The following is a 14,867-nucleotide window of genomic DNA, read 5'->3' on the forward strand; positions in this document are numbered from 1 at the left end:
AATTACAAAGATACGTTGTAGAGGGCAGATTGTACAGATGATATATTGAAAATGAAGATGATAAGATAAACTGTGTCTATCTAGTAATATGACGGCAGCTCTTTGCTTGGATCCCAAAAGTATTTTTGAAACTCCACGATTTGATTATCAACAACTTCTACGCCCTCATTCTCCAACAATTGTTGCATGAGGTTAGTACCATCAAAATGATGTTTACCTGTTAATAGGCCTACTCTGTTTACAACACGATGTGCAGGAACGTCTTTAGTATGAGAATTGTTCATGGCCCAACCTACCATTCGTGCACTACGCGCTGCCCCTAAATATTTAGCAATGGCTCCGTAAGAAGTAACTCGACCATGCGGAATCAGTTGTGCAACTTCGTAGACCTTATCAAAAAAACTCTTTTCCTCCATCAATTATAAATACGGTACAAGGTTATTAAAAACAATAAGACCATAAGCGCGCTCAAAATATAATTAGAGTTCTTTGAAAAGCGATTCGTTTTATGTTCCATTTTATTGAAATAGAAAACATATAAATACATTACCAAAAAAGTACCCAAACCTGCAGCCAATATAAATACTACCTCGTCAGAAATAGTATATCGCATTAAACCTTGAGAATTAAAAACACTATTCAGACCGCTATAATAAGGCACGGTAAGCAAGTTTAAAGCAGCCAAAAACATTCCTTTTGTAAAGCTGCCACTTTTTTTACCCTTTTCTTGTAGCAAAGGTTTTACATTTTCTTTTCTGGCTTTTAAGAAGAAAAAGACAGCCAATCCTGCAAATACAACTAGTGCAGTCTTTAAAAGCATTCCTATAACTTCAGGGTTTCTGCTCAAATATTTAGCAATACGCACTGCCAAATAAGTTTGCATCATTACCATTAAGGCAACGCCTAGACCAAACATAACGCCATTGTTCTTGCCTTTTTCTACACTGGTCTTTGCAGCATTTACGTTCAAAAGCCCCGGTGGAGCCGAAGCAAGAAACGCCGCAGAAAAAGTAGCTATAAAAAGCGTAAACAGTTGAGTCATTTAGTTGGTTATCCGAAATTGGATATAGGTTATTGGTTTTCCTTTTTCAAGATACTGATTTTCGTAGAATGTTTGAATTTTTAGAACTTCTTCAGGGCTACCTTCGTTTTTATAGATATCATGGTTGGCATAAATCACCTCATGTTCCAAGCCATGCAAAAGCCCCAAAGTATAACCGTGCATAAATTCACTATCTGTTTTTAAGTGAATAAGACCATTTGGTTGTAAAATACTTTTGTATTTCTTTAGAAATACTTCGTTTGTCATTCGATGCTTCGTTCTTTTATATTTTATCTGAGGATCCGGAAAAGTAATCCAGATCTCAGCAATTTCGTCCTTATCAAATAATTCGTCAACCAACTCAATTTGAGTTCGAATAAAAGCGACGTTAGATAGATTTTCTTGAATAGCAGTCTTAGCACCACGCCAAAAACGAGCGCCTTTAATGTCAATTCCGATATAGTTTTTATTCGAATTTCTTTCGGCCAAACCAACCGTATATTCGCCTTTACCGCACCCTAATTCCAGAACAATAGGGTTTGTATTACCGAAAAATTTACCCCAGTTACCCTTTTGTTCCAGCCCTTGTAAAACCTCTTCACGTGATGGCTGTATTACATTTGAAAACGTATCGTTTTCTCTAAATCGCTTAAGCTTGTTTTTGCTTCCCAAAACAAAAATTTAATGTTTTGACAAAACTAAGGAAATCAAAATCTTCTTTTGGTTTTGTTCCTTTACATTTATGACCGAATCAAAACGAATTTTAGTGGCCCCATTAAATTGGGGTCTAGGGCACGCAACACGATGTATTCCAATTATAAAAGCGCTTCAAGAACATGGACATCAACCCTATATTGCCTCTGATGGCGTTGCACTATCATTACTTCAAAAAGAATTTCCTAATGTACCTTCTTTTAAACTAACATCATACAAAATAAAATATGCAGCTAAAGGCAAGAATTTCAAATTGAAGATGATTTGGGATTCACCTAAAGTCCTCAAAGCAATGGCCAAAGAAAAGAAGGAGGTTAAACAACTTATAAAAGAGCATGAACTTCAGGGAATAATTTCTGATAATAGATTAGGAGTTTATTCAAAAAAAGTGCCCTGCGTATTTATTACACATCAGCTCAATGTACTTTCAGGTAATACCACTTGGTTTAGCTCAAAAATGCATCAAAAAATTATTAAAAAATTCCAAGCTTGTTGGGTACCCGATTTAAAAGAAAAACCGAATCTGACTGGAAAATTAGGGCATCTAAAAAAATCAAAACTGAATATTGTTTACCTAGGCCCATTGAGCAGGTTTGAAAAAAGTGATGGTCATATAATTTATGATTTAATGGTTTTATTATCTGGCCCTGAACCCCAAAGAACTTTACTAGAAAAAAAACTACTTAAAGAATTAAAAGAATTTTCAGGTCAGGTACTTTTCGTTAAAGGTAAAATTGAAGATGAAAAAATAACGAAGGAAATTACCTTGACTAATGGTAAAATTACCGTGTTCAATTTTATGCAATCAAAAGAGTTAGAAAAGGCAATAAATCAAAGTAAATTCATATTGTGCAGATCAGGTTATACTACTGTGATGGATTTAGCAAAATTGGAAAAAAAAGCCTTTTTCATTCCAACCCCAGGGCAATACGAACAAGAGTATCTGGCCAAACGTTTAGACAAGCAAGGTATGGTTCCTTTTAAAAAGCAAGATGATTTTGCACTTGATGAATTAAAAAATATTATTAATTACAAAGGCTTGACCTCATTAAATTCAACCATTAATTACGAATCATTATTTGAAGTCTTTTCAAGCGTAAAAGAAAATTCAGAGCCAACGTCGACTTCACTCTCCACATAAATTCGTTCATCATGCGCTTCAATAATGTGCTTAACAATAGCCAAGCCAAGACCAGAACCACCTTCTTTACGACTACCACTTTGGTCCACCCTATAAAAACGCTCAAATAGTCTAGATATATGCTGTTTCGGAATACCTTCTCCATTGTCTGTGACACGCACAATTACTTTGTTTTTAATTAAATTTTCAACACTAACTTCTGTAGTTCCATTTGGGTTGCCATATTTTAAGGAATTAACTAAAAGATTGGTTAATACTTGCTGTATTTTTTCTGCATCACCCCAAACGTAAATGGGCTCGCTATACTCCATATCAAAAGTTAAACTAATCTCTTTTTTAGCCGCTCTCATTTCAAGTAATTCAAACACACTTTGAATTAATTCAATGATATCAAATTCTTCTTTTTCTAGACTTAAATCACCAGCCTCTAACTTAGTTATCATATCTAAGTCTTTCACAATGTAAATCAAGCGTTCGACTCCTTTATTTGCTCGTTTTAAGTACTTTTCATTTACTTTAGAATCTTTGATTGCGCCGTCTAACAGCGTTAAAATATAGCCCTGTACGGTAAATAAAGGTGTTTTAAGTTCGTGGGAGACATTGCCCAGAAAATCTTTCCGATATTCTTCTCTAATTTTTAAGGTATCTATTTCAATTTTTTTGTCTTCTGCAAATTTTCCAATTTCCTCAGTTAAGGTCTTCATGTCTGTAGTGACTGGTTTAGAAGAAAATGAAGAAGATTCTAATAAAGAAACGTCGTCATATATTTTTTTTACCCGACGGTAAATAAAACGCTCCACCCTTGCTTGAATAATGAAGAAAGAGACTAAAAAACAAATAGGAGAAAAAATAGCTGGTAGAACCCAGTCAAATTGATTCGTTAGCAATAAAATACCACACAAACACAAAATGAGCGTCAAACAAATAAATATGGAGGAACGCAATGCAAAGCGATAAGATTTTTTGAGTTTTATGGACATTGTTAGGTTGAACTCTTAATTAACGGTGTAAAATAAGAAAATTAACCATTTATAATACTTACTGCTTGCTTCTTGAAGAAATAAAACTAGAGAACAAACTTATAACCAACCCCTTTAACAGTTTTAAAATGATGATCGCCAATTTTCTCTCGAAGTTTTCGAATATGAACATCTATTGTTCTACCACCAACAACGACTTCATTGCCCCATACCTTATCTAAAATAACTTCTCTTTTAAATACTTTACTAGGTTTTGAAGTCAATAAAGAAAGTAATTCAAATTCTTTTCTAGGTAAGATTATTTCCTTGCCATCATTTACAATTTTATATTCTTCGCGATTTATGACAATATTGCCAACCTGTACAATATCTTCTACTTCAGTTTTATTTTCTTTTAGTCTTCTCAGTAGTGCTTTTACCTTACTAACTAAAACCTTAGGCTTAATTGGCTTGGTAATATAATCATCCGCTCCAGCATCGAAACCGGCTACTTGTGAATAATCTTCTCCACGTGCTGTTAAAAAAGTAATGATAGTATTTTCTAGACCAGGTGTGCTACGCATTATTTCGCAAGCCTCGATACCATCCATTTCAGGCATCATCACATCTAAAATAACAAGATGCGGTTGTTTTTTCTTTGCTTTGGCTACACCTTCAATACCATTTGTTGCGGTGTAAACTACGTAGCCCTCTGAGGATAGATTGTAACTAACAATCTCAAGAATATCTGGTTCATCATCTACTAAAAGTATCTTAACATCCTTGGTATTCATAGGTTCAAATTTTCTAGTTTGGTCATTTCAGATAAGAAAGAATTCTCTTTTAAATAATTGTATATCAACGTTTTAATAAAAATATTCGAATTAAAAAAAATATCCTTTTCGCCCAAATGTAAAGATAATACAATTACCTCTCTGTCACTTAACATTGATTTAATATCATAACATTATCGTAATGCTTTTGAAACAAATCTTTAACATGTGGATAACATGACTTTTACAGCCTCTCGCGTTCTTTGCGCCAATTATACTTAACTAATAATGAGATATCTTTTTTTAATTATCGCGATGGTTTTTTCTTTAAACCTCATCGCACAAGAAACTACTGGCAGTATTGTTGGTAAGCTTATTGACAAAGAACAGAACAATGAACCTTTAGCTTTTGCTAATGTTCTTATCAAAGGAACAACTATTGGTACCCAATCAGATTTTGATGGACTTTATGGAATCTCAGGTCTTGAGCCTGGAGTATATACCGTTCAATATAGCTATTTAGGTTACGAAACTGTTGAAATTCCAAATATTACAGTAGAAGCAGACAAAGTTACCAGTATTGATGTACCTATGAGCGCTTCATCAGGTTTTCAATTAGATGAAGTTGTAGTAACAACCGTGGCCAGAAAAGATTCAGAAGTAGCTCTATTGTTGGAACAGCGTAATGCCATAACAGTTGTAGAAAGTATTGGTGCAAAAGAATTAGGTGACCTAGGAATAAGAGATGCAAAGACTGCGACTACAAAAATTTCAGGGGTCACAGAAAGTGAAGCTTCTGGCGATATATTTGTTCGTGGTCTTGGAGATCGCTATTTATCAACAACCCTGAATGGACTCCCAATTCCTTCAGACAATGTTGACAGAAAGAATATTAATTTAGGTTTATTCCCGACTCGAGTTATTCAAAACGTAAGTATAAGCAAAACTTATTCTGCAAAAGGTTCAGCTGATCAAGCCTCTGGTAATATCAACATAACTTCAAGAGAATTAGCTGGTTCTTCTGAACTAAGTGTAGGTATTTCCGGTGGTTTAAATTCAAGTGTTTTTCAAGACGACATTAACAATAACTTTAAAACTTCACCGAATTTAGATGATTCAACCTTCGGGTTTTATAGTTCAAAAAATCCGCTTATTAACCAAGTTACTCAGCAAGGTTGGGATCCAATAATACGAGAGAATCCATATAATTTTGGGGCCAACATAACAATGGGTAAAAAGTTTTTTAATAACAAACTATCATTTTTATTAACTGGAGCTCATAGCGAAAACTACATTTATAATGTTGGGTCATTTCAATTCTTAGAATTTGGTTTTGTTCAAATAGGTGTTCCGGATTATGTGACTTATCAAACAACGATTAATAATTCAGCCTTATTAGATTTAACTTGGTATATAAACGATAAAAACAAGATAAAATCTACAACTACTTTTCTAAATACTCTTAATGATTTTGTGATTGAACAAGGTGCCGCAGGCGAAGCCCAAATTAGTGATGATACTGGAAATAGAGGAGGTTCGGAGTTTGCTAGAGATCAAAATACCAAGCAAACACAGTTATTGGTAACTCAACTTATTGGACAACACACTTTAGGAGAAAAAAATAATTTAAAATGGGCTGTTGGTTTTAATAATTTAAATGCAGATGAACCTAATAGAATACGAAATCAACTCTTTTTTGATGCAAATGGTCCTTCGGATATTGAACTGAATTCTCAAGGAGGTTTTAACCAACGTAAAGCTGCTCAATTAATAGAAGATATTGAGTACAATGGCTATATAAATGATTCTTTTCATGTTATAGATGAAGAAGATTCTGGCAAATCATTTGATATTGATTTAGGCCTAGCCTACAGAAATAAAGAAAGGGACTTCAGCTCTGAATTCATTGGAGTTACTGAACCAGTGCGTTTTACCTTAAGCACAAACAGTTTAGACGATTTAAATTCAATATTCACTATACCAAATTTCCAAGACGGTAATTTAGAAATCAACCAATTGGGTCAAAACTCAAACGGCGAACGTCAAGATACCTATAATGGCACTTATGAATCAAAAGCAGCTTATGCTGATTTTAATGTTCAATTCGGTAAATGGAATGTGAATGCTGGTTTAAGAGTGCAGTTAGATGATATTTTTGTCACCTACGACGTTGGTAATGACGGCGGTTCAGGAAGAGTTGGTGAAGTAAACCAAGAGTATAATAATGTTTACCCGAGTGTAAATCTTAAATATACTTTAAATGAAAAACAAGCATTAAGATTTGCAGGAAGTAGAACGATAACATTACCTGAATTTAAAGAAATTGCACCATTTGAATATGTTTCGCCAAGTGGATTAGTAGTTCTTGGTAATGCCGACAATTTAACCGCTTCATTCTCAAATAATTTCGATTTAAAATGGGAGTTTTTTCCCTCTAATGATCAATTAATTTCGTTAGCCTTATTCTACAAGAATATTGAAAATCCAATAAATAGAACTTTGGCCAAAGGTGGTGAAAATCGTTTAACTTTTGACAATACAGGAGATAATGCAACGGTTTATGGTATTGAATTAGAAAGTAAAATTGGTCTAATTACACCAATTGTTAATGAAGACGATGGCGGTTATTCTGGGATTGATTTAAACCTTGTTTTTAATGCTACTTATATGGAACATAAACAAGATTTGAAGTTTTTAACAAATGATGAGGGTGGAGTAACCGAATTCTTTCGTTTTGGTTCTAGCAGAGAAACCGGCCTAGAAGGTGCTTCAGATTTTATAATGAACACAAGTCTAAATTTAAAGACTTCAGGGGATAACAAATTTGCAGCTTCTTTGAATGCCAGTTATGCGTCAGATAAGATATATGTTTTAGGAAATCCAGATGGTACTGCAAATTATGATTATAGCTACAACGATAATATTGTTGAAAATGGATTTGTTGTTCTTAATGGAAGGATTAGCAAAACATTCGCAAAAAAATTAGAAGTGTCATTAACAGGTCAAAATTTATTAAATCCAGATATTAAACAAACGCAGAACGTGCTCGATAACTTTGTAGAAATTAGAGATTTCTCAGATGATATTGATGTGCGCTTAGGCCCTAATGCTCCTGAAAGAATTTTACGCAGTGAGGTTGTTAGGCAATACAAGCTAGGTAGAACCATTCGTCTCGGTTTTAACTATACATTTTAATCTTAATATAAATCGTTAACTAAAAATTTATTTAAAACTCTAATTATGAAAACGAAAATCTTTAAATTTTCAATGATGTTTGTCGCTGCTTTAGCTCTTACGCTGACTAGCTGTGGGAGTGACGACAATGACCCAGTAGCTGCTACTTGTAGCGATGGAATTCAAAACGGAACAGAAACCGGTGTTGATTGTGGTGGAACATGCGAACCATGTATTGCTGAAGCAACTTGTGATGATGGTATTCAAAACGGTGATGAAGAAGGTGTAGACTGTGGTGGTTCAAGCTGTAACGCATGTACGGAGTCTGTAGAATTAACCGGTTCACAAACGGAAGATTTAACTTTAGACGCTGCCAATACTTACACCCTGACAAATAGTTTTAGTATTGAAACTGGTGCTACTTTGACAATTCCTGCCGGAACAACTATTACTGCAACGGCTGCTTCTGGTGAAGAAACTAATACTTACATAGTTGTTCAAAAAGGAGGTGCAATTAACATTGAAGGTACTGCTGCTAATCCTGTTGTTTTTACTTCATCTAATAGTACTCCTGGTTCTTGGGGAGGTTTAGTTATTGCTGGTGACGCAACTACTACTAAAGGTGTTGATGCTACTGCTGAGGTAGGCAACATTATCTACGGCGGTTCAAATGATGCTGATAATTCTGGTAGCATTGATTATTTAATTATCAATTATGCTGGTGCTCAAATCAACTCTGAATCTCAGTACAATGGTCTTACACTTTATGCTGTTGGTTCTGGAACTTCTATCTCAAATGTTGCATTATTAAATGGTACTGATGATGGTGTTGAGTTCTTTGGTGGTACAGTTTCTGCTTCTAACTTCTATATGGAAAATAACGAAGATGATGCTATTGATTGGACTGAAGGCTGGAATGGCACATTAACTGATGCCTATGTTCTTCATACTGTTGATGGTTTCTCTACTGCTGTTGAAGCGGATGGTGATAATAATAACCCTTCCTTAGTGAATCTTACTTGTGTTTCTACAGTTGGTGGTACAGCTTTACAATTCAAAAAAGAATCTGGTGCTACTATCACTGGTCTTTCTTTAAATGGTTATGACACTTCTTTAGACTTTAGAGATGGTGGGGCTGTTACTAACGTAACAATTGATGGTGTTGTATCTAATCCTGCTTTATCATATGTTGCTGACCCTTCAGTTGATATTACAATGTTCTCATGGGCAACAGATACTGAAGTTGAAAGTAATGTTCTTACAGGAACAGTAACAGCAGACTTAACTCTTGACCCTGCCATTGATTATTTCTTAGAAGGTTCATTGAGTGTAGAATCTGGTGCTACATTAACTATCCCTGCAGGAACAAGAATAGTTGCTGATGTTCAAGCGGGTACTGAAACTAGTACTTATGTTGTAGTTCAAAAAGGTGGTGCTATTGATATTCAAGGTACTGCTGCTGAGCCAGTAATTATGACTTCTGCCAATGAAACTCCTGGTGATTGGGGTGGTTTAGTTATAGCAGGTGATGCGACTACAACTAAAGGTGTTGATGCTGTTGCTGAAGTTGGTAATATTATTTATGGTGGTACTAATGACATGGACAACTCGGGATCAATTGATTATTTGATCATCAATTTTGCTGGTGCTCAAATCAATTCTGAATCTCAATATAATGGGCTTACCTTATACGCTGTAGGTTCTATGACAAGTATTTCTAACGTTGCTTTATTGAACGGTACTGATGATGGTGTTGAATTCTTTGGTGGAACGGTTTCTGCTTCTAACTTCTACATGGAAAATAACGAAGATGATGCTATTGACTGGACTGAAGGTTGGAACGGTACATTAACTGATGCCTATGTTCTTCATACTGTTGATGGTTTCTCTACTGCTTTAGAAGCAGACGGTGACAACAATAACCCTACATTAACCAATCTTACTTGTGTTTCTACTGTGGGTGGAACTGCTTTACAGTTCAAAAAAGAATCTGGTGCTACAATCACTGGTCTTTCTTTAACAGGTTATACTACTTCAATAGACTTTAGAGATGGTGGTGCAGTAACAAATGTTACTATAGATGGGGCAACTTCTGACCCTGCAGCTACTTACGCTGCTCCAGCAACTGTTAGTGCAAATGATTTTATTTGGGCAACTGGAAATGATGAAGCACAATCTGCTATTCTAACCGGCTCAGTTTCTTCAGATTTAACTTTAGATGCTGCAATCACTTACTTTTTACAAGGCTCTTTGAGTGTTGAAGAAGGTGCTAAGCTTACTATACCTGCCGGGACAGAAATCGTTGCAGATGTTGAAGCTGGAGAGGCAACAAGTACTTATATTGTAGTTCAAAAAGGTGGTGAAATAGACATTCAAGGTACTGCTGCTAATCCAGTAGTTATGACTTCATCTGCTGAAACTCCTGGTGACTGGGGCGGATTAGTAATTGCAGGGAATGCAACTACTACTAAAGGTGTAGACGCTGTTGCTGAAGTTGGTAATATCATTTATGGTGGTACCGATGACGCTGATAGCTCAGGTAATATTGATTACTTAATCATCAACTACGCTGGTGCTCAGATTAACTCAGAATCTCAATACAACGGTCTTACACTTTATGCTGTAGGTTCTGGAACTACTATCGACTGGGTTGCTTTGTTGAACGGTACAGATGATGGTGTTGAGTTCTTCGGTGGAACTGTTTCTGCTAATAACTTCTACATGGAAAACAATGAGGATGATGCAATCGATTGGACAGAAGGCTGGAACGGTACTTTAACTAATGCTTATGTTTCTCATACGGTTGCTGGTTTCTCTACAGCTGTTGAAGCTGATGGTGATAACAATAATCCATCTTTAGTAAACCTAACTTGTGTTTCTACGGTTGATGGAACTGCTTTACAATTCAAAAAAGAATCTGGTGCTACTATCACCGGTCTTTCTTTAACTGGATACACAACTAACGTTGATTTTAGAGATGGTGGAGCTGTAACCAATGTAACTGTTGATGGTGCTACTATTGACCCAGCTGCTGCATATGATGCTGCTGCTACGGTTGATGTTGCTACGTTTGCTTGGGCAACAGGAAACTAAGTTTTTCGTCTAAAAATTATTAAAGCCCCACAATGTGGGGCTTTTTTTTGCACTTCATCGAAAAGTGTAGCTTTTTTCCTTAACAATTCATTCACACGCTTTCTATTTTTTTATATTTGTGGCATAGCCTTTGTTATCAATACTTTATGAAGCAACTTTACCTTGTGTTTTTCTTTATGGTTTGCTCGCTTGGATTCGCTCAAGAATCTCAAGGCAATGGCGATATTGAAGGTTTTAAACTCTACCCAAACCCAACAATCAACGGAAAAATCTTCATTAATACTGCTCAAAACGCACCAAAAACTGTTCATATTTTTGATGTTTTAGGAACCCAAGTTTTACAAGCTACTATTTTAGGTAAAGAGGTTAATGTGTCAAGTTTAGACAAAGGAGTTTATATTCTTAGAGTTTTTGAAAAAGATAAAGTTGCCACCCGAAAGCTTATTATCAAGTAATTTCATCTCATTCTTTACTTGATTTCTTGGTTATTCGTGCAGTTCATCGGACTGACCTACAAAGTTTTGCGTTTCACAACATTTAATGGTTTTCTTCGTTAGTAGCTGCTACTTTTACTATGCTATTACCCCAAATTGGCATATATGAAGAAAATCTACTTAATCTTACTTATGGTTTTACCTCTATTCACATTCGGTCAAGAATTGGTGAGTGTCAACGATGCTAAACCAATTGAAGTTAAAGGTTTTAAAATGTACCCTAATCCAGCTTATGGTGAAGAAGTTTACATTACTACTGAAACCAATGGTAATAAAGAAATTCAAATTTTTGATGTTTTCGGAGAAGTAGTATTGCATGAGCGTATTGCGACTAATACTCTAAACATTTCAAAATTAGTGCCTGGTGTATATGTACTTCAGGTTACGGAAAACAAAAAAACTATGACTAGAAAACTAGTCGTTAAATAAACATACCCAAACTAACATTTAATAGTAAACCCTGGCCTAATGGTTGGGGTTTCTTATTTGGTTATTTTTGTTCTTAATGAAGATTGATACAACTAGAATTTTTAATATTAAATCTGACACAGACTTTGAGTCTTTAGCTCTTGAGATATTTAAATTTCAGTTTAAGAACAATAGAATCTATAACAGTTTTTGTAATCATCTTAGTATTAATGAGGCCAAGGTGAATAATCTTCAAGACATCCCCTTTCTCCCCATTTCATTTTTTAAATCGCACCGAATCATCACAAATTCAAAACCGGCAGAGGCTATTTTCACCAGTAGCGGAACCACCGGTGCTTTAACCAGTCAACACTTTGTAACTGACATATCCATATATGAGAAGAGTTATCTAAAGGCGTTTGATTTATTCTATGGCAACTTAGAGGATTATTGTATTCTGGCATTATTGCCATCTTATTTAGAGAGAGAAGGCTCTTCATTAATATATATGGCTCAAGATTTTATTAAAAAATCAAAACATTCAAAAAGTGGTTTTTATCTAAATGACACTAATAAACTAATAGAAACCTTAACTGAATTAGAGCGTAAACAAAACAAAACACTTTTAATTGGCGTTTCTTTTGCGCTGTTAGATTTAGCCGAATCACATTCCTTTAATTTAAAAAATACCGTAGTGATGGAAACCGGTGGGATGAAAGGTAGACGAAAAGAATTAATACGCTCAGAACTTCATGAAATTCTTGGTAGCAGTTTTGGTATCTCTAAAGTACATTCAGAATACGGAATGACAGAACTTTTGTCCCAGGCTTATTCTGCCGGTGATAGTATATTCAATTGTCCGCCATGGATGAAAATTATGACACGTGATACTGAAGACCCCTTAGCTCTTCAATCACATGATAAAACCGGAGGTGTTAACGTTATTGATTTGGCAAACATCAATTCTTGCTCATTTATTGCCACTCAAGATTTAGGCAAGACCTATGAAGATGGTTCCTTTGAGATACTAGGTCGTTTTGATAACTCAGATGTACGAGGTTGTAATTTGATGGTGTTATAACTATTTACCCTCCAGTTATATAGAAAAACTAACCATTTATGAAAATTAAAAAATTCTTGTAAGAATTTTCATTATTTTTCTTTTCCAACCTTAAACCACCAATAGTATGAACCGAACAGATTTTTTAAAAACTAGTATCTATGCTGGTGCTGGTATTGTATCAATACCTGTACTTGCATCAAAAAATGTTACTGAGACAAAAGAAATTCAAGACCCAAAGATAGTTAGAGCTGATGAAGGACTAAGAGTCAACGTTTTAGGTGATCAACAGACCTTTAAATTAACTGGAGAAGATACTGATGGACGTTTGACGCTAATAGAAGAAGTTAATCCTCCAGGTACTATGATTCCTCCACATGTGCATACCAATGAAGATGAAGTTTTTAAAGTACTTGAGGGTGAACTGGAAGTTACGGTTGGTTCAAAAACCGTAATCCTTAAAGCTGGTGACCTTGCTTTTGCCCCTAAAAATATTCCTCACTCATGGAAAGTTATAGGTGATAAAGACTGTAAAACAATTTTAAGTGCTTTCCCTTCTGGAATTGAGCTTATGTTTCAAGAACTTGGAGAATTACCTCCTGGGCCACCCAATTTTGAAAAAGTGACTGAAATATGTGGTCGTTTTGGCATTTCTTTTATTCAATAAAAAATTTGCCTTAATTAACCACTAAAACAAAATAGTTCTTTTTTCCTCGTTGCAATAGCACAAACCTATTGTTAATGAGGTCATTTTTAGTAATTCTGTAGTCTTCTTTTACTTTCTCTTTATTGACAGAAATAGAATTTTGTTTTAGTTCTCTTCTAGCTTCACCATTGGAACCCAAAAATCCGGTTTTCGCTGATAGAGCAGCAATCATATCTAAACCTTCATCTAGATCAGTAATGGAAACCTCGGCCTGAGGAACGCCATCAAATACGTCTAAAAAGGTTTTGGCATCTAGCTGTTTTAAATCATCAGAAGTTGATTTTCCGAACAAAATATTACTTGCCTTAATGGCATTATCTAAATCTACTTGAGAATGCACCATTATAGTAATCTCTTCAGCCAATTTTCGTTGTAAAGCCCTTTGGTGTGGGGCCTCTTTATGATTTATAACTAATTGTTTTATTTCATCTTTAGATAGAAAGGTAAATATCTTAATGTATTTTTCTGCATCAGCATCGGAGGTATTCAACCAATACTGGTAAAATCTATAGGGCGATGTTCTTTCGGCATCTAACCAAACATTACCACTTTCAGTTTTACCGAACTTAGTACCATCTGCTTTTGTAATTAATGGGCAAGTTAGTGCATAACCCTTTCCTCCTCCTATTCTTCTAATCAATTCTGTACCCGTAGTAATATTACCCCATTGGTCACTTCCACCCATTTGTAAGGTGCAATTGTGTGCTTTATATAGGTGTAAAAAATCGTAACCTTGAACCATTTGATAGGTAAACTCAGTAAAAGACATACCTTCTTTTGCTTCTGAAGACAAACGTTTTTTTACTGAATCTTTGCTCATCATATAGTTCACAGTGATGTGTTTGCCTACATCTCTTATGAAATCTAAAAAAGAAAAATCTTTCATCCAGTCATAATTATTGACCAAGATGGCAGCATTAGATTCTTTGCTTTCAAAATCAAGAAACCTACTTAATTGCTCTTTCAAAGCTTCTTGGTTGTGACGAAGTGTTTTTTCATCTAACAAATTACGTTCGGCCGACTTTCCTGAAGGATCACCAATCATGCCCGTTGCACCACCAATGAGTGCAAATGGCTTGTGACCCGCTAATTGAAAATGACGCAACATCATTACACCAACTAAATGACCAATATGTAAAGAATCTGCTGTAGGGTCTATACCAACATATGCAGCTTGCATCCTATTCAATAAATGTTCTTCAGTACCGGGCATGGCATCATGTAACATGCCTCTCCACTTTAACTCTTCAACAAAATTCTTGGTCATAATAAATTACCTATTTATTCAGCTGCAAATATAGAA

Annotated in this window: 13 protein-coding genes; 7 read left to right on the forward strand and 6 right to left on the reverse strand. The window is 35.1% G+C overall.

Annotated elements, in window-relative coordinates:
* Nucleotides 1–80 precede the first annotated feature (80 nt).
* From RM542_RS00670 to trmB, 3 genes are read right to left on the reverse strand one after another with little or no spacing between them, the layout of a single operon-like run.
* Nucleotides 81–416, reverse strand: coding sequence for an MGMT family protein (locus RM542_RS00670; protein WP_311383774.1), 336 nt, complete (start codon nt 414–416; stop codon nt 81–83).
* Nucleotides 416–1,042 carry a LysE family transporter gene (locus RM542_RS00675; RefSeq protein WP_311383775.1) on the reverse strand — a complete coding sequence of 209 codons (627 nt, stop codon included), beginning with the start codon at nt 1,040–1,042 and terminating at the stop codon, nt 416–418. The genes RM542_RS00670 and RM542_RS00675 overlap by 1 nt, the downstream gene beginning before the upstream one ends.
* A complete protein-coding gene (gene trmB, locus RM542_RS00680; RefSeq protein WP_311383776.1) occupies nt 1,043–1,714 on the reverse strand; it encodes a tRNA (guanosine(46)-N7)-methyltransferase TrmB in 672 nt (223 codons plus the stop codon).
* A gap of 70 nt (nt 1,715–1,784) precedes the next feature.
* On the opposite strand from trmB, the gene RM542_RS00685 reads away from it, so the two are divergent.
* Complete coding sequence (locus RM542_RS00685; RefSeq protein WP_311383777.1) at nt 1,785–2,897, forward strand: glycosyltransferase; 1,113 nt, start codon at nt 1,785–1,787, stop codon at nt 2,895–2,897.
* Here RM542_RS00685 and RM542_RS00690 read toward each other — a convergent pair.
* Together RM542_RS00690 and RM542_RS00695 are read right to left on the reverse strand one after the other, a co-directional pair.
* Nucleotides 2,822–3,877, reverse strand: coding sequence for an ATP-binding protein (locus RM542_RS00690; protein WP_311383778.1), 1,056 nt, complete (start codon nt 3,875–3,877; stop codon nt 2,822–2,824). The two genes, RM542_RS00685 and RM542_RS00690, sit on opposite strands and share 76 nt — an antisense overlap.
* Nucleotides 3,878–3,963: 86 nt before the next feature.
* Nucleotides 3,964–4,650 (reverse strand): response regulator transcription factor, encoded by a 687-nt coding sequence (locus RM542_RS00695; RefSeq protein WP_311383779.1) that lies wholly within the window; start codon nt 4,648–4,650, stop codon nt 3,964–3,966.
* Nucleotides 4,651–4,917: 267 nt separating this feature from the next.
* Between RM542_RS00695 and RM542_RS00700 the strand changes: the two genes are divergently transcribed.
* The 6 genes from RM542_RS00700 to RM542_RS00725 all read left to right on the forward strand — a co-directional run bounded on the left by RM542_RS00700 (nt 4,918) and on the right by RM542_RS00725 (nt 13,525).
* On the forward strand, nt 4,918–7,824 hold the full coding sequence (locus RM542_RS00700) for a TonB-dependent receptor domain-containing protein (protein ID WP_311383780.1): 2,907 nt from the start codon (nt 4,918–4,920) through the stop codon (nt 7,822–7,824).
* A 45-nt stretch (nt 7,825–7,869) separates the two neighbouring features.
* Nucleotides 7,870–10,896 carry a hypothetical protein gene (locus RM542_RS00705; RefSeq protein ID WP_311383781.1) on the forward strand — a complete coding sequence of 1,009 codons (3,027 nt, stop codon included), beginning with the start codon at nt 7,870–7,872 and terminating at the stop codon, nt 10,894–10,896.
* 146 nt (nt 10,897–11,042) lie between these two features.
* Nucleotides 11,043–11,351 (forward strand): T9SS type A sorting domain-containing protein, encoded by a 309-nt coding sequence (locus tag RM542_RS00710; RefSeq protein ID WP_311383782.1) that lies wholly within the window; start codon nt 11,043–11,045, stop codon nt 11,349–11,351.
* A gap of 144 nt (nt 11,352–11,495) precedes the next feature.
* Nucleotides 11,496–11,819 (forward strand): T9SS type A sorting domain-containing protein, encoded by a 324-nt coding sequence (locus tag RM542_RS00715; RefSeq protein ID WP_311383783.1) that lies wholly within the window; start codon nt 11,496–11,498, stop codon nt 11,817–11,819.
* Nucleotides 11,820–11,895: 76 nt separating this feature from the next.
* Nucleotides 11,896–12,879, forward strand: coding sequence for an acyl transferase (locus tag RM542_RS00720; RefSeq protein WP_311383784.1), 984 nt, complete (start codon nt 11,896–11,898; stop codon nt 12,877–12,879).
* A 106-nt stretch (nt 12,880–12,985) separates the two neighbouring features.
* Nucleotides 12,986–13,525: a cupin domain-containing protein gene (locus RM542_RS00725; protein ID WP_311383785.1), complete on the forward strand. Its 540-nt coding sequence runs from the start codon at nt 12,986–12,988 to the stop codon at nt 13,523–13,525.
* Nucleotides 13,526–13,535: 10 nt separating this feature from the next.
* Here RM542_RS00725 and tyrS read toward each other — a convergent pair whose 3' ends face one another.
* Nucleotides 13,536–14,831 carry a tyrosine--tRNA ligase gene (gene tyrS, locus RM542_RS00730; RefSeq protein WP_311383786.1) on the reverse strand — a complete coding sequence of 432 codons (1,296 nt, stop codon included), beginning with the start codon at nt 14,829–14,831 and terminating at the stop codon, nt 13,536–13,538.
* Nucleotides 14,832–14,867 lie beyond the last annotated feature (36 nt).

Source organism: Croceitalea sp. P059, from assembly GCF_031846365.1.
In the GTDB taxonomy this organism is placed as follows: domain Bacteria; phylum Bacteroidota; class Bacteroidia; order Flavobacteriales; family Flavobacteriaceae; genus Croceitalea; species Croceitalea vernalis.

Bases quoted from the DNA above. Each gene is read 5' to 3' on its own strand.
- RM542_RS00670 (WP_311383774.1), bottom strand. From the start codon at position 416: ATGGAGGAAAAGAGTTTTTTTGATAAGGTCTACGAAGTTGCACAACTG.
- RM542_RS00675 (WP_311383775.1), bottom strand. From the start codon at position 1,042: ATGACTCAACTGTTTACGCTTTTTATAGCTACTTTTTCTGCGGCGTTT.
- RM542_RS00685 (WP_311383777.1), top strand. From the start codon at position 1,785: ATGACCGAATCAAAACGAATTTTAGTGGCCCCATTAAATTGGGGTCTA.
- RM542_RS00690 (WP_311383778.1), bottom strand. From the start codon at position 3,877: ATGTCCATAAAACTCAAAAAATCTTATCGCTTTGCATTGCGTTCCTCC.
- RM542_RS00695 (WP_311383779.1), bottom strand. From the start codon at position 4,650: ATGAATACCAAGGATGTTAAGATACTTTTAGTAGATGATGAACCAGAT.
- RM542_RS00700 (WP_311383780.1), top strand. From the start codon at position 4,918: ATGAGATATCTTTTTTTAATTATCGCGATGGTTTTTTCTTTAAACCTC.
- RM542_RS00705 (WP_311383781.1), top strand. From the start codon at position 7,870: ATGAAAACGAAAATCTTTAAATTTTCAATGATGTTTGTCGCTGCTTTA.
- RM542_RS00710 (WP_311383782.1), top strand. From the start codon at position 11,043: ATGAAGCAACTTTACCTTGTGTTTTTCTTTATGGTTTGCTCGCTTGGA.
- RM542_RS00715 (WP_311383783.1), top strand. From the start codon at position 11,496: ATGAAGAAAATCTACTTAATCTTACTTATGGTTTTACCTCTATTCACA.
- RM542_RS00720 (WP_311383784.1), top strand. From the start codon at position 11,896: ATGAAGATTGATACAACTAGAATTTTTAATATTAAATCTGACACAGAC.
- RM542_RS00725 (WP_311383785.1), top strand. From the start codon at position 12,986: ATGAACCGAACAGATTTTTTAAAAACTAGTATCTATGCTGGTGCTGGT.
- tyrS (WP_311383786.1), bottom strand. From the start codon at position 14,831: ATGACCAAGAATTTTGTTGAAGAGTTAAAGTGGAGAGGCATGTTACAT.